Source organism: Flavobacterium sp. PLA-1-15, from assembly GCF_049060005.1.
Taxonomy (GTDB): Bacteria; Bacteroidota; Bacteroidia; order Flavobacteriales; family Flavobacteriaceae; genus Flavobacterium.
The window spans coordinates 68,605-89,922 of the sequence record NZ_JBMGQS010000014.1; the positions used below are offsets into that span (position 1 = coordinate 68,605).

Below are 21,318 nucleotides of genomic sequence, written 5' to 3' on the forward strand. Positions count from 1 at the left end.
TTAGAAGCAAATTTCTTTTTTGAAGTCTTGTATAATTAAAGCCTCTAAAATATTTATTGTAATATAAAATTCGATTTATTTCAAGAGCATCACTCTAATCTTAATTTCCAAAAAAACATACCGCATCAGCAATATCGGATCAATAGTTTTCAAACAAATCCACATTTCATAATGAATCCGCTTTAACATTGCTTTGTTTTCAACTTTTGATTGGTTTAATTTCAAAGCATTCAGGAGTATTTGATAGGAAGAAAAATTAAAATGTCTGGTTTTTTTATTGAGTTTTTTAATTCTGAGTGCAGTCAGTGAGCTTTTGAGTTCACGTTTTTTGACGAGAACATAATCGATAAAATCAAAATTATAAAGCCTAGCCGATTTCAGCCAAAAATCATAATCCTCATATGCAAGATTTTCATTATACCCGTTGAACCTGTCGTATAGTTCTCTTTTTACCATAGAGGATACCGAGCACACATTGTTTTCCAGATTCAAAAGTCCAATATAGATGTCTCCAATCGGTTCAGGTTTTATTCTTTTTTTGTTTTCGTCAACGCTAAAAAAATAGGCAATATGCTCATCATTTTCATCTACTAATTCTACATTTCCGTAAACAATCCCTAAATTGGAATACTGGCTAGTCTTGAATTTATGAAGTTGTAATTCCACACAGTTTTCAACGAGGTAATCATCGGCAGCCAAATCAATAATATAATCGCCTTTAATTAGTTTCAATGCTTGATTGAATGATTTTGTGTTGCCTAAATTTACTTTATTGGCTATGAAAGGAATTTCTGGATGTCGTAAACGCCATTCTTCAATCACTTGTACTGAATTGTCTGTACTGCAATCGTCCACAATAATCAACTCTATATTTTTATAGGTTTGATTTAGGACAGAATCCAATGCTTCCACAATAAATTTTCCATGGTTATAGCACAGGCAGACAACAGTTACTAGGGGATTGTTATGCATAAATTCAGTTAAGAAGTCTATATTTGTTACGAAAATAGTGTTCCCTGATGGATAAAAAAAATAGTAGCTATAAAATTGCATTGGTTGGAGATTGTCTGGCTGGAGGCGGTGCCGAAAAAGGGCATGCTATCCTGTCGGAAATTTTTACAGCAATCGGAATTGAGGTGCACAATATTGTTCTTTATGATCGGGTAACTTATACTTTCGCGGGTGAATTATATAATTTGGGAAAAATGCCAAATGTTACTATTTTGGATAAAGTAAACAAGGTTTTTCTGTTACGAAAGTACATGCGAAAAAAACAATTTGATTGTGTGATTGATTTTCGATATAGAGTCAACCCTATCAATGAATTACTTATTGCTCATTTAGCGTATAATTGTCCGAAAATCTATACTATTCATAGCGGTATTATTGAATATTACATTCCCAAGAATAATTTTTTAGCCCGATTGATTTATCGAAATTCAAAATTTATAGCGGTTAGTAAAGGTGTTGAAAATGCTATAAAATTCAGACTTAGCAATTTTGTGAAAACCATTCACAATCCTTTTGATTTTGAAAAGATAAAGCTTTTGAGTGAGCAATTCGTTCCACAAGAAAATAATTATATTGTAGCGGTTGGCCGAATGAATGATGATGTGAAGCAATTTGACAAGCTCATTGAGGCCTATTCAAACTCGATTTTAGTAGCAAAAAATATTAAATTACTTATCTTAGGCGAAGGAATTTTGATGGAAGAGCTAGTGCAACTGGTTCAAGAAAAACAAATGGTTGACAGCGTAATTTTTAAAGGCTATCAGGAAAATCCACATCCTTATCAAAAGAAGGCTTTTTTTTCAGTTTTGTCCAGTAGGAACGAAGGTTTTCCTAATGTTTTAATCGAAAGCCTTGCAACTGGAACTCCAGTTGTTTCGTTTGATTGTTTTACAGGGCCAAACGAAATTATCCAGCACAAAAAAAATGGACTTCTGGTGGAAGATCAAAATATAGAAAAGCTTACAGAAGCGATGAATGCAATGATTGAAGACCAAGAATTATATCAGACTTGCAAGCAAAATTCGACCAATAGTGTTCAGAAATTTTCAGTAGAAATTATAGGAAAGCAGTGGCTCGATTTCTTGCAACAAAACATTAAAAAAAATGACAAACATTAACAACATACAATTAATAAACCTTCCTGTAGTGGAGGATTCTAGAGGTAACTTAGCTTTTATTCAGGAAGAATATATTCCGTTTAGCTTCAAGAGAGTTTATTATCTTTTTGATGTTCCAAGTACTTCTGCTAGGGGTGGTCATTCACACATACTACAAAATGAACTTATAATATCTTTGAGCGGTAGCTTTGAAGTTATTGTAGATGACGGAACTACTAAAAAAAGCTTCCTGCTCAACAAGCCCAATATAGGTTTGCATATCCCGACAGGCTTATGGAGGGAATTGGAGAATTTTTCTTCGGGGGCGGTTTGTCTGGTTATTGCCGAAGACATTTTTGATGAGGCCGACTATATCCGTGATTATGATGAATTTTTAGCATCAAAAAAATGAGAATACTTTACATAGTTCCAAAAATCAATAATGCAGGTGGAGTGGCCAGAGTGCTGTCTGTAAAGTCTGATTACTGCATTGAAAATTGGAATTATGAAATTACAATACTCACGCAAAACAATGGAAACGCGCCACTGTTTTATGAATTTAATAAAAATGTCGTAATAGAAGATATTCAGTACAGCCAACAAAAAATTAAGTTCTTTTTTCAATTCAGAAAACATCTCCAAGAAAAAATAGATGCAATCAAACCGGATCGTATTGTTGTTTCCGACAATGGATTCAAGGCTTATTTGATTCCATTTTTATTGAAAACTAAAATTCCCATTATTTTCGAAGCGCACGGTTCGCGATTTAATAAAGAGAAAAAAGCAAACGGCATTTTTCAAAGGATTGGTTTTAAATTTTCAGATGCCATAAAAAAAGCCGGTGCCAAAAGATTTGATTTATTTATAGCACTTTCCAAAGAAAATTTATCCGAATGGGAGGTCAAAGATGGGGTTGTAATTCCGAATCCGATCTGGATTGAAAGCACTAAAGATAATTTCTTAGAAACCAAAAAAGTAATTGCAGTGGCAAGACATTCCTATGAAAAAGGATTGGACAGGCTTTTGAAGATTTGGAAAGAAGTTGTAAAAGTACATCCCGATTGGGAGTTGGATATCTATGGGGATTCAAGCGGACAAATAGAATTGTTTGAAATGGCGAAAGAGTTGAAAATAGAACAGAATGTCAATTTCCATTTGCCAGTTCTTGAAATTTTAGAGCAATACGAGCAGGCATCGATATATGCAATGACTTCAAGAACCGAAGGTTTTCCGATGGTTTTGTTAGAGGCAATGGCGTGCGGACTTCCAATAATTGCATACGATTGTCCAGTTGGACCACGGTCCATTATAACGAATTCGGTTGATGGTTTTCTGATAAAAGATGGAGATGAGAAATTGTTTATCCAAAAATTATTGGAGCTTATGAACGATGTAAATCTAAGAAAAGAGTTAGGGAAAAACGGAACAAAAAAGATACAGCAATACAAGCTGGAGCCAATTATGAACAAATGGAAATTGCTATTTGAATCGGTTCAAAAAAAGCACTAAATCATTTTGTTCAAGTCGTTAAAATAGCCCAACTTGTAAAAATCAAATAAAAGGAGCGAAGGTTTTTTTGAAACGAGATTTTTGATGATTTGTTTCTTTGAAATTTTAAAGAAAAAAGAAACTAAAAAAAGCACGCTCATCTTTTGTAAAGAATTGTAAAGCTTTGAAAGCGAAGTGGCCTCATTTTCAATAATCTTGGAGTCCAACAAATATTTTAAATTCCCTAAAGCAATATTGCATTTGTTTAAAAAAACAGATGATTTTTCTAGATTCAGATGCAAAGAAGGATTGGAAATATGCTCGATTTCGATGTTATTCTTTTTAAATTCTAAAACAAGAATCAAATCCTCATAACCATAGGTTTTTATATAATCTGGAAAAGGAATTTCTTCAATTAATTCTTTCTGAATTAAGATGTTTGAAGTTAAAACATGATTGTAGGGATGTTTTTTTCGTGCTTCTAAAGGAATACTTTCCCTCTTTTTTCCATAAACCCATCTCAAAAGTTCATCATCTGCAGGCTTTTCGCTCTTATAACTGATGCCTCCAAATACTACTTTCGCTTTGGTTGTTGAAATTGCCTCTAAATATTTTTTGATAAAAAAAGGATCGCTCGGAAAAGTATCGCAATCCATAATCAAAACCCACGGATGTTTTGCTTTAGAAACCAACTTGTTTAAATTTGGACCTCTGCCTAAATTAAACTTATTAACCTCGAAGTTGCAATTATCTAATGTGTTTATTTTTAAATTATTAATTCTGATTTCGCTGTTTTCTGATCCATCATCCAAAACAATAATTTCATATTCAATTTTTGATTTCTTGCATTGATTGAATAATTCTTTAACTAGAGGAAAAGTATTGTAGTTGTATGTTGGAATAAGTATGGAAAGCATTACACCGTTCTCTGAACTACCTCAAAAATAGTCCCATTCTCGCATTTCAAAGTCTTAGAAGGGAATTTCAAAAGAACCGCATAATCGTGCGTCGCCATGATAACGGTTTTCCCATTTTCGTTGATTTTTCTCAAAACATTCATTACTTCCGAACTCGTTTGAGGGTCAAGATTTCCGGTTGGTTCATCGGCTAGAATAAGTTCCGGATCGTTCAACAAAGCTCTTGCAATGGCAATACGCTGTTGTTCACCACCTGACAATTGATGAGGCATTTTTTTAGAAAAGTTTTTCATGTCTACCTTTTCCAAAACTTCGTCAATCTTCAATTGCATTTCCTGGGCGTCTTTCCATCCGGTTGCTCTCAAAACAAACAGCATATTTTCGTTCACGCTACGGTCTGGAAGCAGTTTGAAATCTTGAAAAACAATACCAATTTTTCTTCTCAAATACGGAATGTTTTTCTCTTTTAAAGTAGCCAAATCAAAATCTACAATGCTTGCCTGACCTTCTGTCAAAGGCAAATCGGCATAAAGCGTTTTCATAAAACTACTTTTTCCGGATCCGGTTTTTCCAATGATATAAATGAACTCTCCTTGGTTAACTTCAAGGTTAACATTGGATAAGATCATATTTTTTTCTTGGTAGATGTTTACATTTCTTAAAAAAAGTACCGGTTGCGTCATAATAGAATTTGTTTTGCTGTAAAAGTAATAAGATAACGCTGGTATTCAAAATAAATTTTGAGGAAGTTCTTTTAACATTTTACTAACACCAAAACGTTAAAAACTTGGGCAACAAACCCCAAAAAGATTCGTTATACCAGTAGGAATTTGATATATTTGAATTTTAAAACTAACCACGATGCGTAAATACTCCTGGATATTATTCCCGCTTTTTACTGCCGGAATTTCAACCACCGTTTCTGCCCAGAAATCAGAAATTTATACCCACGACTTAAGAGACTACAACAGAGCCATAGAGCTTTATAAAGACAAACAGTATTTGTCGGCCCAAATCATTTTTGAGGAAATCAGACAGCAAAACCACAGTCAGGAAGTACAAGCCGATTGTGCCTACTATATCGCCAATTGTGCCATCCGCCTCAACCAGCAAGGAGCGGATAAATTGATGGAAGATTTCGTTCATAATTATCCAACGAGTTCAAAGCAGAATCAGGCCTATATTGAAGTGGCGCATTTCTATTTTGAACAAGGTCAATATCCACAGTCGTTGGAATGGTTTGACAAGGTTGACGAAAGTACGCTGAGTAATGACGATGTTGAAAAATACAACTTCCAAAAGGGATATGTTTTCTTTACTGCAAAGGATAAAAAACAGGCAACAACTTATTTTAACAAGGTTGCCAATTCCCAAGAATATGGTTCTCAAGCCAAGTATTATTTAGGTTTTATGGCGTATGAAGCGGATGATTATAAAGAGGCAACCAAGCAATTCGATCAGGTTTCGGGTGAGGAAAAGTACAAGGAAAAAATGTCTTATTTTCAAGCCGATATGAATTTCAAGCTTGGAAAATTTCAGGAAGCAATTGATTTGGGCTTGAAAGCTATGAAACAATCAAATGCTCAGGAAAAATCAGAATTGAATAAAATTATCGGAGAAAGTTATTTCAACTTGAAGCAATACGATAAAGCAATTCCGTATTTAGCAGAATACAAAGGCAAAAAAGGGAAGTGGAACAATACCGATTTTTATATTTTGGGATATGCCTATTACCAACAGAAAGATTATGAAAATGCTATTGCACAATTCAACAAGATAATTGACGGTAAGGATTCTGTGGCTCAAAATGCCTATTATCATTTGGGAGAAAGTTATCTGAAAACGGATAGAAAGCAACAGGCTTTGAATGCTTTCAAAACAGCTTCGGAAATGGAATTTGATTTGAAAATCCAAGAAGACGCTTATTTCAACTATGCTAAATTGAGTTATGAAATTGGAAATTCGTATCAGAGTATTCCAAGTGTTTTGAGTGCTTTTATCGAAAAATATCCATCAAATCCAAACAAAACGGAAGTAGAAACGTTGTTGATTAATTCCTACATCACTTCTAAAAATTACAAGGAAGCGTTGGTTTTATTGGAGAAAAATAAAAGTTTCGCGAACAAGCAAGCCTATCAAAAAGTTACTTTTTATAGAGGTTTGGAATTGTATACCGACGGAAATTATCAAGATGCTTTGGCGATGTTCAAAAAATCAATTGCAGAACCAAGAGATCCAAAATTTACCGCAAGAGCTACTTTCTGGAAAGGAGAAACGGAATATGTTTTGGACAATTTCAGCGAATCATTGTTGAGCTTCAAACAATTTGCAGGTTATGCTGAAGCTAAAAATACGCCTGAGAACAAGAATTTCCATTACAATTTGGCGTATGCATATTTCAAGTTAAAAGAATACGACCAAGCGATCACTAATTTTCAAAGCTTTATTGCTGAGAATAAAACCGATAAAGTACGTTTGAACGACGCCTATTTGCGTTTGGGCGACAGTTATTTTGTAACCACAAAGTATTGGCCAGCAATGGAGGCCTACAATAAAGCGATCGATTTAAAAGGTGTCGATTCAGACTATGCCGCTTTTCAAAAGGCCATTAGTTATGGATTTGTTGCCAGAAACGACAAGAAAATCGATGATTTGACAAAGTTTGTTCAAGCTTTCCCAAAATCGCAATATAGGGATGATGCCTATTTTGAACTTGGGAACACTTATGTTGCCGAAAATAAAACGGAAAGTGCGGTTCAAACCTATGATAAGTTGCTTTCGGAATATAAAAATGGAAGTTATTCATCAAAAGCTATTTTGCGTCAAGGTTTGGTGTATTATAATGCTGATAAATCAGAGCAGGCTTTGGTAAAGTTTAAAAAGGTAGCGTCAGATTATCCAAATACTCCCGAAGCACTCGAAGCTGTGTCTACAGCACGATTGATTTATGTGGATAGCGGAAAAGTAAGCGAATATGCAAGTTGGGTAAAAACCCTCGATTTCGTTGAAGTAACTGATGCTGAGTTGGATAATGATACCTATGAAGCGGCTGAAAAGCAATACTTGCAGAATAATAAAAAACAAGCCATTTCTGGTTTTACAGGCTACATTGCTTCTTTCCCGAACGGTATTCATTCATTGAAAGCAAATTTCTATCTGGGACAACTTTATTATGCAGATGGATTGGAAAATAATGCAATTCCAAATTATGAATTTGTGACGGCAAAGCAACGAAATGAATTTACAGAGCAGGCTTTGGTTCGATTATCACAAATTCATCTGAAAGCTAAAAATTACGATAAGGCAATTCCAGTTTTACAACGATTGGAAGCGGAAGCAGATTATCCTCAGAACGTCACTTTCGCACAAGCTAATTTGATGAAAGCCTATTACGATAAGGCCGATTTTGCAAATGCTGTAGTTTCAGCAGAAAAAGTATTAGCAAATCCAAAAACGGATGACAAAGTGCGAAGTGATGCCCAAATAATCGTAGCACGTTCTGCGGTGAAGACCAATGATGAGGCAAAAATCAGAACGGCTTATGCCAAATTGCTGACCATTGCAAAAGGAGAATTGGCGGCAGAAGCATTGTACTATGATGCTTATTTCAAAAACAAAGATGGAAAATTTGAAGACTCAAATAAAGCGGTTCAAAAACTGACGAAAGATTATTCAGGATATAAATATTTTGGTGCCAAAGCTTTGGTTCTAATGGCAAAAAATTTCTACGGACTAAAGGACAGTTTTAATGCAACCTATATTCTGGACAATGTAATCAAGAACTTCAAGGACTATCCAGATGTTATTGAGGAAGCCCAGAAAGAATTGGCACTTATCAAAGCGGAAGAAGCAAAAACCAATTCGTCTATCCAAAACTAATAAGCAATTATTTTAATTTTCAATCCGAACAAAATGACTTATAAAGCTCAATATAAAATTACGTTTATCTTGCTTTTGGCAGGTTTGCAAACCACATTTGCCCAAAAGAAAGACGAAAATATAGGAACCGAAGTTGTAAATGTTGTAAAGCCGTATGCACCGACGATTTCGGATGCATTCAAGGTAAAAGAAACACCGGTTCTGGACGATGAGGAAACTACTAAAAAGGAGGAAATACAATATACAATCTTCTCTTTTCCAGTTGCTTCAACTTTTACGCCATCTAAGGGAAGAGCAGCTTCCGTGGATAAAACAGCCCAGGAACGCTTGTACAAAAACTACTTGACGTTAGGTTTTGGAAGTTACGCTTCTGCAAATGCGGAACTTTTTATTACAGAAAACATCAGCAATACAGACTATGTTGCCGGAATGCTTCGCCATCAATCTACTCAGGGAAATATAAAAGGAGTGAGGCTTGATGATAAGTTCTATGACACGTCGTTGGATTTAACGTACGGTAGCAAACAGCAAAATCTATCTTGGAATGCTGATATGGGTTATCAGCATCAAGTGTATAATTGGTATGGTTTGCCTGAATTATTTGGATATACTTTATCGGAAGCCGACCAAAATGCCTTAATCAACGGAATCAATCCTCAGCAAACCTATCATAATTTCTACCTTGGCGGAAAAGTGAAGGCAAACGATAGTTTTTTTAACGAAGGAAGTTTCAAATACAACCGATTCTGGGATGCTTATGGTTCGGAAGAAAACAGGTTTTTCATCAAGCCGTCTTTGAAATTTGATATTTCTGACAAAGCAATTACGGCTAATTTCACGGCAGATTATTTGAGTACAAAATTTGACAAGGCTTTTCCGGATGTAGATAATCCTGCAACGCCAGTTTTTGGAAACGAACATTCTTATTTGGTTTTGGGAGCAAATCCTAATTTCCAAATTTTACAGGACGATTTGACTTTGAATTTGGGTGTTGAGTTTGTATATCTTTCCACTCTTAAAAATGTTGTAAACAATGTTGATTCAGGTTCTGACAGCGACTTTTTCTTTTATCCAACTGTAACTGCTTCCTATAAAGTTGTGGGCGATTTGATGATTGCTTATGCTGGAGCGGAAGGGGGTTTGAAGCAAAATTCGTATAGAGATTTTACCAACATCAATCCGTTTGTTTCTCCAAATCTTTTCATTGCTCCAACGGATACACAATATGATATTTATGTAGGTTTGAAAGGGAAATTATCAAATGCGGTAAGCTACAATGTTCGCGGTTCTTATTTGAGTGAGAAAAACAGGGCGCTATTTTTAAGCAATGATTATTCTGAAAATATCGATAATGAGAATTATGCTTACGGAAATTCCTTTAATGTGGTATACGATAACATGAAGACAATTAGCTTTTTCGGAGAATTAAAAGCCGATTTTTCTAAAAATGTTGCAGTCGGAATCAACGGAACTTTTGCTACTTATAATAATGATTTACAGGAAGAAGCTTGGAATTTGCCACAGATTAAATTGGGAACAAGCTTGGACGTGAACATCACAAAAAAATGGTTTGCTGGAGCAAATGTTTTTTTCGTAGGTGAAAGGATGGATTTCCAATTTGATCATTCTTCGGGAGCTATCGGAACGGATGGTACCAGAACTTTGGACGGTTATTTTGATGCAAATCTGAATTTAGGTTACAAGCACAACGAGCGATTGACTGCATTTTTAAAAGCCAATAATATTGCGAATCAGGCATACGAAAAATGGTTGAATTATCCAGTGCAGCAATTTCAATTGATGTTGGGAGCAAGTTATAAATTCGATTTTTAAATAAAAACATAAACAAATAACGTGAAGTCACAAGGTATTTTTAGTCCTTCGTGGCTTTCGTTTTTTAGCCACAGATTCACGAATTTTGGATGTATACAATCAATTTTTTAAAATCTGTGAATCCGTGGCCATAATAATTTCAAGAATGACCTTTAAAGAAAAAGTAGTAGCCCATTACCATCAGCAAATTCAAGATAAGATTGATGCTTTTCAAGATATGATTTCGGCTTTGACCGAAGATTCAAAGAATGATGCAAAAGGTTCGGCTGGAGACAAGCACGAAACAGCCTTGTCTATGATGCACATCGAACAGGAAAAACTCAATTATAAACTTCAAGAATTTCTTCAAAGCAAAAGCCAGTTTTCAAGCATTGATTTTAATAGAATTTCGGATAAGGTAAATGTTGGAAGTTTGGTTCAAGCCAATGAAAATTACTTTCTAATAAGCGTAGCTCTTTCAAAAATTACCATTGATGGAATGACAATTTTTGGGATTTCACCTCAATCGCCTTTGGCAATCAAAATGTTAGGCCAAGAAGTTGACTATTCTTTTTCCATTAACACTTTAAATTATCAGATTAAACAAATTGTTTCATAAATTCAATGAATTTATATTTTTCTTTGCGAAATTTTACACACATCACATTTAGACGATCTTTTATAATCTATAACCAAAACATCTATTTTGGATGCTTTTGTTTTTGTAATTTATTGTAATATTTGATTTGTAGTTTTAAATTGAAACTAAAAATCAAATATTTGTTTTAATGTATAAATATAATTGCAATATTTGCTTTATACATTAAAATAAAATTTACAGTTAAGTTATGTGCGGAATATTAGCCATCATCGGAAAAGGAAAAGACGAGCAATTAGTAAAAGCACTTTCAAAAAGAATGTCCCACAGAGGACCTGATGAAAGTGATATACATATTACAGAAAATGGACATATATTGAGCCACGAGCGTTTATCAATCATTGATTTGCATTCGGGTAAGCAACCTATAAAAGGGACAAAGACTGCTTACATGGTTCATAATGGAGAGATTTACAATCATCAGGAATTGAGAGATGGGATTTTAAAGCATCATACTTTTAAGACCAAATCAGATTCTGAAGTTATTGTGCATCTGTATGAAGAATTTGGCTATGATTTCCTGAACAAACTGGATGGTGATTTTGCCTTCGTAGTAGTTGATGGCGATGATTTTATAGCAGGACGTGATCCAATGGGAGTGAAGCCTTTGTATTATGGACTTGACGAAAGAGGGAGGGTATATTTTGCTTCTGAAATGAAACCAATAACTGACCAATGCAAGACTTTTTCGACATTTCCTCCGGGACACTATTACACTCCGAAAACTGGTTTTGTGAAGTACTACAAACCTGAATACGAGGATTATAAGAAAGCTACTCAGGAACTTGATTTGTCATTGATTAGAGAAACACTTACGGAAGCGACAAGAAAAAGATTAATGAGTGATGTGCCAATCGGAGTATTATTATCCGGTGGTTTGGATTCTTCATTGACTTCTTCAATAGCAGCAAGATTATTGGCAGAAAAAGGAAAAAAATTAAATTCATTTTCTATAGGTTTGGATGCTGATGCTCCAGATGCAAAAGCAGCAAGAAAAGTAGCCGAATTTTTAGGAACCGAACATCATGAAATTCATTTCACCATAGAGCAAGGAATTGAAATTCTTAGCAAATTGATCTGGCATTTGGAAACCTATGATGTGACTTCGGTGAGGGCAAGTACGCCAATGTATTTCCTTTCTAAAGCGATTACAGATATGGGAATAAAAGTAGTGCTTTCAGGTGAAGGAGCCGATGAAATATTTGGAGGCTACTTGTATTTTAGAAACGCACCGTCAACAGAGGATTTCCAAAAAGAAACCATCGAAAGAGTCCAAAAATTATTCACAGCGGATTTATTGAGAGCTGATAAATCCACAATGGCACATGGCTTGGAAGCCAGAGTTCCATTTCTAGATAAAAAATTCTTAGATGTTGCGATGCTCATAAAAGCAGAAGAAAAGCAACCGAAGACATACAAAGGAATTGAAAAGTATATCTTAAGAAAAGCATTCGACACGCCAGAGACGCCTTATTTGCCAGACGAAGTTTTATGGCGTCAGAAAGAACAATTTTCAGATGGAGTAGGCTACAACTGGATTGATCAATTGATTGAATATTGTTCGAGCCAAGTTAGCGATTTGCAGATGGATCAAGCAAAAGAGCGTTTTCCATACAATACGCCAACAACCAAGGAAGCTTATTTTTATAGAGACATCTTTCATAAATATTATCCACAAGTAAGTGCCGCGCAAACGGTTAGAAAATGGATTCCAAAATGGCAAGAAAATTTAGATCCGAGCGGAAGAGCAAATGCCGCACACGTTCAGGCGGATACAGAAATTGCCAAATCAAATATCATAGTATAGTTTGTTGTTTATATATAGTTTGTTTGTAGTAAAAGCGTTGAGAAGTCAACGCTTTTTTTTAATTGTTTTTGCCAGAGAATACAGCCTATACATGAATAATTTTATAATTTTACCAAAATTAAACAGCAATTATTTTGAATGTAATCATCAAGAATGAATTTTGTACAGCTACTATCAATACAAAAGGAGCTGAACTTATTTCTTTTAAAAGCAATAATCGCGAATACATCTGGGAGGGAAATCCTGAATTTTGGGGAAAGCATTCACCCATTTTATTTCCTATTGTTGGGACTTTAAAAGAAAATCAGTTTCAATATTTAGAAGAAACATATTCGCTTTCAAGACATGGTTTTGCGAGAGATATGGAATTTAATATTAAGGAAGAATCTGAAAACAGTGTAACTTTTTCACTTGAAGCTTCTGAGGAAACTTTGAAAAATTATCCTTTCACATTCGAGCTTCTGCTGATTTATACTTTGGAGGGTCAAAAACTGACGCTACACTACAAAGTTTTCAATAAGGATAAAAAAGAAATGCCATTTTCGATAGGAGCACACCCTGCATTTGCGCTACCAAAACGTTTCGATAATTATTCGCTTTCGTTCAATGACGATAATGAACTTAGTTACTTTTTACTCGAAAATGATTTGCTTTCAAATCGAACAGAAAGTATTTCTTTGAAGGACCATGAATTACCATTGAAATATGAACTTTTTGAAAGAGATGCATTGGTATTCAAGCACATTAATTCTAAATCCATTACAATAAACGAAAATTCAAAACCAATATTGAAAGTTGAATGTAAGGATTTTCCAAATCTTGGAATCTGGACCAAAGTAAATGCTCCGTTCATTTGTATCGAGCCATGGTTTGGCTATTCTGACACCAATAAGAATTCAGGAAAACTCGCTGAAAAAGAAGGTATATTGCTATTAGAAGCTGATAATGTCTTTGATTGTGAGTTTTCTATAGAAATTAAATAAAATGCTAGAAATCAATTTCAAACCTTACCCGACTCTTGAAACAGATCGATTGTTGTTCAGAAGAGTAACTGAAGCCGATGTCAATGAAATTCTAGAACTCAGGTCAAATCCTGAAACAATGAAGTATATTCCTAGACCATTGCTGAAAAATACCGATGATGCCTTAGAGCATTATAAGATGATTGACAATGCAATCGAAAACAATACGGGAATCAACTGGGCAATAACACTTAAAGGAAATCCAAAATTAATTGGAATTACTGGGTTTTACAGAATCCAACCCGAAAATTATCGTGCAGAAATTGGGTATATGATCCTGCCCGAATTTCAAGGAAAGGGAATTGTTACAGAATCCATTCAGAGATTGGTGCAATATGCATTTGACGAAATGAAACTGCATTCGATTGAAGCTGTGATTGATCCAGACAATATTGCTTCAGAAAGAGTACTTCAAAAATGTAACTTCGTTAAAGAGGCCCATTTCAAGGAAAACGAGTTTTATGATGGCAAGTTTTGGGACTCGGTAATTTATTGCATTTTAAATAAAAAGTAAGCAACCTTTTTCGTTAGTTTGCATCTCATAGATATAATTCAAATAAAAGTTATGAAAACTAGATTAATTAAAAATGTATTAGGTATTTTGTTCGTTTTAGGAACATTCACAAGCTGTTCTTTAGACGATGGTAAAGAACAAAACTGTTCTCAGGTAATTGGAGCATCCACATTAGAAGTTACAGGGCCAACAGAGGCTGCTGTAAATGAAGAAATAACATTGACAGTTTCTTATAAGATTGCATCTACATGTGGCGATTTCTATGCATTCAATAACCAAACAGTAAACGCTACCGAAAAAAAGATAGGCGTGCTCGTAACTTATGATGTATGCAATTGTGATAATGTACTTTCTATTGCTACAGAGCCCTATAAATTTAAAGTAGCTACGGCTGGGGTTTACAAACTAAAATTTGCAATAACAAATGAGGTTTTCCTAACACATACGGTTACTGTAGAATAAAAAAAGTTAATCAAGAAAATCCCGGAAATCCCGGGATTTTTTATTTAAAAAAAATACAAGCTTAAATTTATAGAGCGAAAGGCTTGGGAGTTTGGAATCCATATTCCCGCCTTTTTTCCAAATATTTTCCTTTTAAAGAAAAAAGGAAAAGGATTTTCCCTTAAGTCGGGGCTAGGGGAGTGTCTATTGGTTTTTGGGAAACTTCGGAAGCGTACGGATATATAAATCTTCAACCTTTGCTCTTGCCCAATCGGTTTTTCTTAAAAATGTCAAACTAGATTTGATGCTGGGATTATCTGTAAAACATTTAATTTTTATTAATTCTCCCAAAGTATCAAAGCCGTAAAAAGTAACCAATTGCTCCAACATTTTTTGAAGCGTAATACCGTGAAGCGGATTGTTTTTATGCTCATTTTCCATAACACAAAGGTAGTGAATTCAAAACCAAAAAACTTTTTCATTTATTTCACAGTTTTAATTTTTGATGAAATAAGGCAAAAAAATAGTTTCTTAAATTTTTAAATAAGTATTTTTTCTATTCAAAATGGAGATTTAAGAATTAGTCATTACATTTGCACTCCTATGCTAAAAACTGTCAACATACTCAATAAAAGAGCCCGATTTGATTATGAAATAATCGAAACCTATACTGCCGGAATCGTTTTGGCAGGAACCGAAATAAAATCCATCCGAATGGGGAAGGCAAATATTACGGAAAGTTTCTGTGAATTCAGCAATAACGAGCTTTTTGCCATCAATACCTATATTGAGGAATATGCTTTTGGGAACCAGTTCAATCATAAATCCCGAAGCGAAAGGAAATTGCTTTTGAACAAAAGAGAACTTAAAGGTTTGGCAAGAAGCGTTCAGGCAAAAGGTTTAACGATTGTTCCCCTACGACTTTTTACAAATGAAAAAGGAATGGCAAAACTGGAAATTGGTTTGGCACGCGGTAAGAAGACATACGATAAGAGAGAATCGTTGAAGGAGCAGGATACCAAGCGTGATTTGGATAGAATCAAGAAGGAATACAAATAATCCCGATACTTTTTTAAACAAAAAAAATCCCAACTTTCGTCGGGATTTTTCTTCGCACTAATAAACTAAGTTTATAGGTTTATCTCAATCGATCTACAGATTTTACGAGATCTTCATCCTTCTTGATGGCTTTATTGGCCAAGACCAAAAAAACGATAGCAACAATCGGGAGGAACATTCCAATACCTTTCTCAGAAACCGTAACGGCTTCTCCAGATAAATTTAGAGAACGATAAACAAATAATCCTAATAAAATTAAATTCAATATGATGTTCAATCTGCCCATAACAAATTGATTTTGTCTCTTTTTGAAGGAGATGATACTCACTAACGATAACATGGTGCTCAAACCAAAAGCAGTAGCATATTTAATGTCAAACATAAAAAAGAAATCCTTTTTATCACTCATTGTCCACAATGGAAAAACGAATGGCAAAACGCCAGTGATAACCAGTGCAATCAGCAAATAAATGGTTTGTACTCTTTGTAACATCTGTTTCTTTTCTTCCACAAAAATATATTTTCTTTTTTAGAAATACTATTGTATGATTAAATTTTATTCGTAATATTGCATAGCAAATCCTTAAGTACTTCATTCTTTGAGGGATTGGCAGACAAAAAAATTGCACTACGTATCTCACAACAACCTTCCTCATTAATTAATTCAAATAAACTACATGTTTGATATTTCTGTATTAAAAGAAATGAAGCTTTCTGAGCTTCAGGAAATAGCTAAATTGGCTAATTTAAAAGCTACAGGCGTTAAAAAAGAGACCTTAATTTCTCAAATTTTAGAACGCCAAGCAACTTCAACAGAAGTTGCAGAAAAAGAAAATACCACTGTTACCGAAGACAATTCAAAATCTAAAAGAGTCAGAATTGCTCCAAATAAAAAAGTTCCAGTTGCAGCAGAATCTGATTTATTTTCCAAACCAGAAAGTAAAGAACCTCAAGAAGTTCCTACAGAAGAGGTTAAAGCAACAGAACAAGAAGCTCCAACTGAACGAAAAGTAATCAAGTTCAATAAAGCAAAATACGAAAACAAGGTTAGCAACGCCATCCAGAAAGAAAAAGTAGAAGTTACTGCTGAAAACAAATCGGAAGAAAATACTACAGCTGCTGAAAAGGTTACACCTCAGGAACCAAAGATTCAAAAGCCACAGAATCAAAATCAGAAGCAGAATCCAAATCAAAAACAAAGCAATCAAAAGCAAAATCAAAATGGGAATCAGGCACCAAACGGTAACCAGAATCCAAATTTCAAAGGAAAAAACAATAATTTCCGCGATGCCGATTTTGAATTTGATGGAATTATAGAAAGTGAAGGCGTACTTGAAATGATGCCGGACGGATATGGTTTCCTACGTTCTTCGGATTATAATTATTTGGCTTCGCCAGATGATATTTACTTATCAAACTCACAAGTTAGATTATTCGGCTTAAAAACCGGAGATACTGTAAAAGGAGTGGTTCGCCCTCCAAAAGAAGGAGAGAAGTTTTTTCCTTTGGTACGGGTTTTAAAAATAAACGGACACGATCCCCAGGTGGTCCGCGATAGGATTTCATTTGAACACCTGACTCCTGTTTTTCCTTCAGAAAAATTCAGATTGGCTGAAAAGCAAAGCACAATTTCAACCCGAATCATCGACTTGTTTTCTCCAATTGGTAAAGGACAACGTGGTATGATTGTCGCGCAGCCAAAAACAGGTAAAACGATGCTTTTGAAGGATATTGCTAATGCAATTGCCGCCAATCATCCAGAAGTGTATTTGATTGTCCTTTTGATTGATGAGCGTCCAGAAGAGGTTACCGATATGCAAAGAAGTGTTAGGGGAGAAGTGATTGCTTCGACTTTTGACAGAGAACCGCAAGAGCACGTGAAAATTGCCAATATTGTTTTGGAAAAAGCAAAACGTTTGGTAGAATGTGGACACGATGTTGTGATTCTTTTGGATTCCATTACCCGTTTGGCTAGGGCTTACAATACGGTTCAGCCTGCTTCAGGAAAAGTTTTGAGCGGTGGTGTTGATGCTAATGCGCTTCAAAAACCAAAAAGATTCTTCGGTGCTGCAAGAAATGTTGAGAATGGTGGTTCGTTGAGTATTATCGCAACAGCATTAACAGAAACTGGTTCTAAAATGGACGAGGTTATCTTTGAGGAATTCAAAGGAACAGGTAATATGGAGCTGCAGCTGGATAGAAAAATTGCGAACAAGCGTATCTTCCCATCTGTTGATCTTACTTCATCAAGCACAAGAAGAGACGATCTGTTATTGGATGAGAAAACCTTACAGAGAATGTGGATCATGAGAAAATATCTTTCGGATATGAATCCGGTGGAGGCGATGGATTTCATCAACGACCGTTTCAAGAAAACCAGAAACAATGAAGAGTTTTTGATTTCGATGAACGATTAAGCATTACAAATCTATGAACATAAAAAAATCCGATGATAAGTTTCATCGGATTTTTTATTTATACAAAGTTTTTTGAGAATTAATTCACAATTACTTTTTTAGTGATGGATTGATTTTCTGATGATAATCGCAACAAATAGAAGCCTTGTGGCAAATCAGTTAAGCTGTAATTGTTATCCTGAGCAACAGGTTTGCTGATCTTCTGAATCAATTGTCCATTAACGTTAATCAATTGAATTTCATCCAAAACAACTTCACTTTGAATATTGATTCTGTGGTTGTTTGATGGATTTGGATACACGATAACATTTGATAATGCTACAAAATCTTCGGTAGACAAGAATACGTTTGGCCAACGGTTTTCTGCAACAGGACCGCCCCAGATAACAGTCGCCAGGTAAGGATTGTCAATAAACGGATTTCGATTTCTTTGTGCATATGTGGCATTGCTTCCATGATAGGTATTTCGAGCATCTTCATAAGGGGAAACCGGATCATCAGCATTCCATTGAAGAAATAATTGTATCATATTGGTATCGGTTGTAACTGTTGGTAAACCAGCCGCACCTACATTTTTTGGTAAACATTGATCACCATATCTTAGATACATATACATCATCATTCTTGCCACATCTCCTTTCCATTCATCTCCAGGATACCAGCCACCTGTAACAGTTCCTGAGTTTCCACTCCCGTTACCGAAGCGCAAACTTCCTCGGCTATTATTACGCTGTACATCTGATGCTCTCAAATGATGTGCATCTTCTCCTGCGTCACTAGCTCCTCCATCATCTAAGGCCGGTGTTCCTAAGCTTTTTGCATAAACATGTTCTCTATTCCATTCGCCATTGCTTCCTCCATTACTGTTTTTATTTCTTGAGATGTCATTTGTTTGGTCATTATCTGTTCCGTTTTCCCAACCATAAAGCAGTAACACATTATTTGTGTTCGAAGGATCTAAGTCGGTAATTTTTGAAGCATTCCATATTTCCGAATAACTTAATTTGTTGGTATGTGTTGAGGAAATCTTAGTGGCCAAAGCATTTTTTAAGCTTGTACCAGTCTGATTCCAATTAAAGTTATTGTAATAAGGAGCAGCTGGGGCACCCGCTTGAGCAAAACCCGCAACTACAACAAACAAGTTAACGAGAGTAATTATTTTCTTCATTTTTAAATTTTAAGGACGACAAATGTATGCGATTATTTCATTGGTGGAAATTATTTAACATTTGCTAAATTGTTTGTAATAAAAAAAGCCAAAGCATTACGCTTTGGCTTTTGACTAATTGTAATTGGAAAAAATTAATTCACAATTATTTTTTTAGTTATCGATTGGTTACCAGAACTTAATTTAAGAAAATAAAAACCTTGCGATAAGTTGTCCAATGTAAAAGTATTATTGTTAAAAGCAGGCTTGTTAACCTGTTGAATGATTTGACCACTTACATTAATCAATTGAATTTCATCTAGGACAGTTTCGCTTTGAATGTTGATTCTGTTAGTAGTAGTCGGATTTGGAAATACTTTCACAGATGCAAAATAATCAAATTCTGTAGTTTCCAGAAGGGCTTCTACCGTAGCACACTGTGTTGACCAGATATTACAAACATAATCAGGATTGTCAATATAAGGATTTCTATTTCCTTGGTAGGTATAAATTCTATTGTTCTTAGCAATTTCTGAGGCAGATACTGGGTCTTGCTTATGCCATTTAATCAAAATCAGAATAAAATCATCCGAGAAGACTTTGTTGTTAGAACCGTCAAACATGTTTTTTGCTTGGCATGTATTAGAGTTTGCGGCATTATAGAAATTCCCCATTAAATTCTCATATCGTGTTGCAAAATAAAAATATGCTCTTGCCACATCTCCTTTAAATTCATCGATTGGCTCAAATACAACCCCTGTAAAATTGGAATAAGGTGTGGAAGCCATTGGCCCTCTTTTTGAACCGTTTTGAGATGTGTAATTGGCATTACCTACAATTCCAAAACCTAAATTGTTTCGATCACCATTCACTTTCCCATCAGAAGGAAAAACATGAAAAGGATCATTTTTCATCGGATTGATTTGGTATTCATCAAAATAGGACTGTGGAACCAAATGCTCTCTGTTGTAGCAATCACCTTCTCCTGAATATTGACCGCATTGGTCGGATGTACTCGTATAGTTATATGGATCTGTGCTTGTTGGATTTTCAGAATAAAGATCTAATAAAGAACCATCATTTTCATAATAATTATCTCTAAATGAAGTATGGGTATATAGATTCCATAAGCTATTATAACCTTGATCGTTATGACCATTAGTGATAATAGTTTTCAACTGCGTTTTTAATGCATAGCCAGTTCCCGTTGCGTTATTGTAATAATTCGCAGGGGCTTGTGCAAAACCTATCATTGTAAACAACAATAGAAATAAGGAGTAATTCTTCTTCATATCATAAAATTTATGCTTTTCTCTCTAATAATGCCATATAGAATCCATCAAAACCAGATTCCGAAGCTAAGATTTTGACATCTTTTGCAAAGGTAAAGTTCTTGCCGTTCTCGGTGGTTAGGAAATGTTTAACTTGTTCTTGATTTTCTGATGGTAATACTGAACAAGTAGCATAAACCAATTTTCCTCCAGGCTTTACAATCCTTGAATAGCTTTCCAAGACTTCAGCTTGAACTTTTCGGATGTTGTCTATAAATTCCGGTTGCAGTTTCCATTTTGCATCAGGATTTCTTTTTAAGACTCCTAAACCGCTACAAGGTGCGTCAATCAAGACTCTATCTGCTTTTTCTTGTAATTTTTTGATGACTTTCGTCGAATCGATAATTCGGTATTCAATATTAAAAGCACCGTTTCTTTTCGCACGAAGCTTCAATTGCTTTAGCTTACTTTCGTATAAATCCATTGCGATTAGTTGCCCTTTGTTTTCCATCAACGACGCAAGGTGCAATGTTTTTCCACCAGCACCAGCACATGTATCAACCACACGCATTCCAGGTTTTACGTCAAGGAAAGCGGCAACCAACTGTGAGCTGGCATCTTGCACCTCAAAGAAACCTTCCTTAAAAGCATCCGTTAAAAATACATTGGCTCTTTCTTTCAACACCAAAGCGTCCGGCTGGTCTTTTAGATAATCGGTTTCGATATCCAAATCCATCAAGATGGCTCTTAGTTTTTCCTTAGTAGTTTTCAAGGTATT

At 35.0% G+C, this 21,318-nt stretch carries 20 protein-coding genes; 12 read left to right on the forward strand and 8 right to left on the reverse strand.

Features of this window, described 5'->3' with window-relative positions:
• Nucleotides 1-75: 75 nt before the first annotated feature.
• A complete protein-coding gene (locus tag ACI6PS_RS09880; protein WP_421012400.1) occupies nucleotides 76-972 on the reverse strand; it encodes a glycosyltransferase family 2 protein in 897 nt (298 codons plus the stop codon).
• A gap of 47 nt (nucleotides 973-1,019) precedes the next feature.
• Between ACI6PS_RS09880 and ACI6PS_RS09885 the strand changes: the two genes are divergently transcribed.
• The 3 genes from ACI6PS_RS09885 to ACI6PS_RS09895 are packed head-to-tail and all read left to right on the forward strand — an operon-like array spanning nucleotide 1,020 to nucleotide 3,617.
• Entirely contained in the window at nucleotides 1,020-2,129 is a 1,110-nt protein-coding gene (locus ACI6PS_RS09885; RefSeq protein ID WP_421012401.1) for a glycosyltransferase, read from the forward strand.
• On the forward strand, nucleotides 2,116-2,520 hold the full coding sequence (locus ACI6PS_RS09890; RefSeq protein ID WP_421012402.1) for a sugar 3,4-ketoisomerase: 405 nt from the start codon (nucleotides 2,116-2,118) through the stop codon (nucleotides 2,518-2,520). Before ACI6PS_RS09885 ends, ACI6PS_RS09890 begins: the two co-directional genes overlap by 14 nt.
• Nucleotides 2,517-3,617 carry a glycosyltransferase family 4 protein gene (locus ACI6PS_RS09895; RefSeq protein ID WP_421012403.1) on the forward strand — a complete coding sequence of 367 codons (1,101 nt, stop codon included), beginning with the start codon at nucleotides 2,517-2,519 and terminating at the stop codon, nucleotides 3,615-3,617. The genes ACI6PS_RS09890 and ACI6PS_RS09895 overlap by 4 nt, the downstream gene beginning before the upstream one ends.
• On the opposite strand, the gene ACI6PS_RS09900 is transcribed toward ACI6PS_RS09895, so the two are convergent.
• Nucleotides 3,614-4,513, reverse strand: coding sequence for a glycosyltransferase family 2 protein (locus tag ACI6PS_RS09900; protein ID WP_421012404.1), 900 nt, complete (start codon nucleotides 4,511-4,513; stop codon nucleotides 3,614-3,616). The genes ACI6PS_RS09895 and ACI6PS_RS09900 overlap by 4 nt on opposite strands.
• On the reverse strand, nucleotides 4,513-5,196 hold the full coding sequence (locus ACI6PS_RS09905) for a cell division ATP-binding protein FtsE (protein ID WP_421012405.1): 684 nt from the start codon (nucleotides 5,194-5,196) through the stop codon (nucleotides 4,513-4,515). The genes ACI6PS_RS09900 and ACI6PS_RS09905 overlap by 1 nt, the downstream gene beginning before the upstream one ends.
• Before the next feature lie 178 nt (nucleotides 5,197-5,374).
• On the opposite strand from ACI6PS_RS09905, the gene ACI6PS_RS09910 reads away from it, so the two are divergent.
• The 7 genes from ACI6PS_RS09910 (at nucleotide 5,375) to ACI6PS_RS09940 (ending at nucleotide 14,667) form a co-directional block, all read left to right on the forward strand.
• Nucleotides 5,375-8,392, forward strand: coding sequence for a tetratricopeptide repeat protein (locus ACI6PS_RS09910; RefSeq protein ID WP_421012406.1), 3,018 nt, complete (start codon nucleotides 5,375-5,377; stop codon nucleotides 8,390-8,392).
• 33 nt (nucleotides 8,393-8,425) lie between these two features.
• Nucleotides 8,426-10,225 (forward strand): TonB-dependent receptor, encoded by a 1,800-nt coding sequence (locus tag ACI6PS_RS09915; RefSeq protein WP_421012407.1) that lies wholly within the window; start codon nucleotides 8,426-8,428, stop codon nucleotides 10,223-10,225.
• A 145-nt stretch (nucleotides 10,226-10,370) separates the two neighbouring features.
• Nucleotides 10,371-10,823 (forward strand): hypothetical protein, encoded by a 453-nt coding sequence (locus ACI6PS_RS09920; RefSeq protein WP_421012408.1) that lies wholly within the window; start codon nucleotides 10,371-10,373, stop codon nucleotides 10,821-10,823.
• Nucleotides 10,824-11,052: 229 nt separating this feature from the next.
• Complete coding sequence (gene asnB / locus ACI6PS_RS09925) at nucleotides 11,053-12,669, forward strand: asparagine synthase B (protein ID WP_421012409.1); 1,617 nt, start codon at nucleotides 11,053-11,055, stop codon at nucleotides 12,667-12,669.
• A 134-nt stretch (nucleotides 12,670-12,803) separates the two neighbouring features.
• Nucleotides 12,804-13,652, forward strand: coding sequence for an aldose 1-epimerase family protein (locus tag ACI6PS_RS09930; RefSeq protein ID WP_421012410.1), 849 nt, complete (start codon nucleotides 12,804-12,806; stop codon nucleotides 13,650-13,652).
• 1 nt (nucleotide 13,653) lies between these two features.
• Nucleotides 13,654-14,205, forward strand: coding sequence for a GNAT family N-acetyltransferase (locus ACI6PS_RS09935; protein ID WP_421012411.1), 552 nt, complete (start codon nucleotides 13,654-13,656; stop codon nucleotides 14,203-14,205).
• A gap of 51 nt (nucleotides 14,206-14,256) precedes the next feature.
• On the forward strand, nucleotides 14,257-14,667 hold the full coding sequence (locus ACI6PS_RS09940; RefSeq protein WP_421012412.1) for a hypothetical protein: 411 nt from the start codon (nucleotides 14,257-14,259) through the stop codon (nucleotides 14,665-14,667).
• Nucleotides 14,668-14,850: 183 nt separating this feature from the next.
• On the opposite strand, the gene ACI6PS_RS09945 is transcribed toward ACI6PS_RS09940, so the two are convergent.
• Nucleotides 14,851-15,087 carry a VF530 family DNA-binding protein gene (locus tag ACI6PS_RS09945; protein WP_421012413.1) on the reverse strand — a complete coding sequence of 79 codons (237 nt, stop codon included), beginning with the start codon at nucleotides 15,085-15,087 and terminating at the stop codon, nucleotides 14,851-14,853.
• A gap of 162 nt (nucleotides 15,088-15,249) precedes the next feature.
• Between ACI6PS_RS09945 and smpB the strand changes: the two genes are divergently transcribed.
• Nucleotides 15,250-15,705, forward strand: a complete 456-nt coding sequence (gene smpB / locus ACI6PS_RS09950) for an SsrA-binding protein SmpB (protein ID WP_421012414.1) — start codon at nucleotides 15,250-15,252, stop codon at nucleotides 15,703-15,705.
• 79 nt (nucleotides 15,706-15,784) lie between these two features.
• Here smpB and ACI6PS_RS09955 read toward each other — a convergent pair whose 3' ends face one another.
• Complete coding sequence (locus tag ACI6PS_RS09955) at nucleotides 15,785-16,198, reverse strand: DUF4293 domain-containing protein (protein ID WP_421012415.1); 414 nt, start codon at nucleotides 16,196-16,198, stop codon at nucleotides 15,785-15,787.
• 184 nt (nucleotides 16,199-16,382) lie between these two features.
• Between ACI6PS_RS09955 and rho the strand changes: the two genes are divergently transcribed.
• The gene (gene rho / locus ACI6PS_RS09960; RefSeq protein WP_421012416.1) at nucleotides 16,383-18,122 is read left to right on the forward strand and encodes a transcription termination factor Rho; all 1,740 of its coding nucleotides are present in this window, start codon (nucleotides 16,383-16,385) and stop codon (nucleotides 18,120-18,122) included.
• Nucleotides 18,123-18,201: 79 nt separating this feature from the next.
• Here rho and ACI6PS_RS09965 read toward each other — a convergent pair whose 3' ends face one another.
• From ACI6PS_RS09965 to ACI6PS_RS09975, 3 genes are all read right to left on the reverse strand, one after another.
• A complete protein-coding gene (locus ACI6PS_RS09965; RefSeq protein ID WP_421012417.1) occupies nucleotides 18,202-19,290 on the reverse strand; it encodes an endonuclease in 1,089 nt (362 codons plus the stop codon).
• 134 nt (nucleotides 19,291-19,424) lie between these two features.
• A complete protein-coding gene (locus ACI6PS_RS09970) occupies nucleotides 19,425-20,561 on the reverse strand; it encodes an endonuclease (RefSeq protein WP_421012418.1) in 1,137 nt (378 codons plus the stop codon).
• A gap of 10 nt (nucleotides 20,562-20,571) precedes the next feature.
• A partial coding sequence (locus tag ACI6PS_RS09975; RefSeq protein WP_421012419.1) for an RsmB/NOP family class I SAM-dependent RNA methyltransferase occupies nucleotides 20,572-21,318 on the reverse strand: 747 nt, incomplete at its 5' end.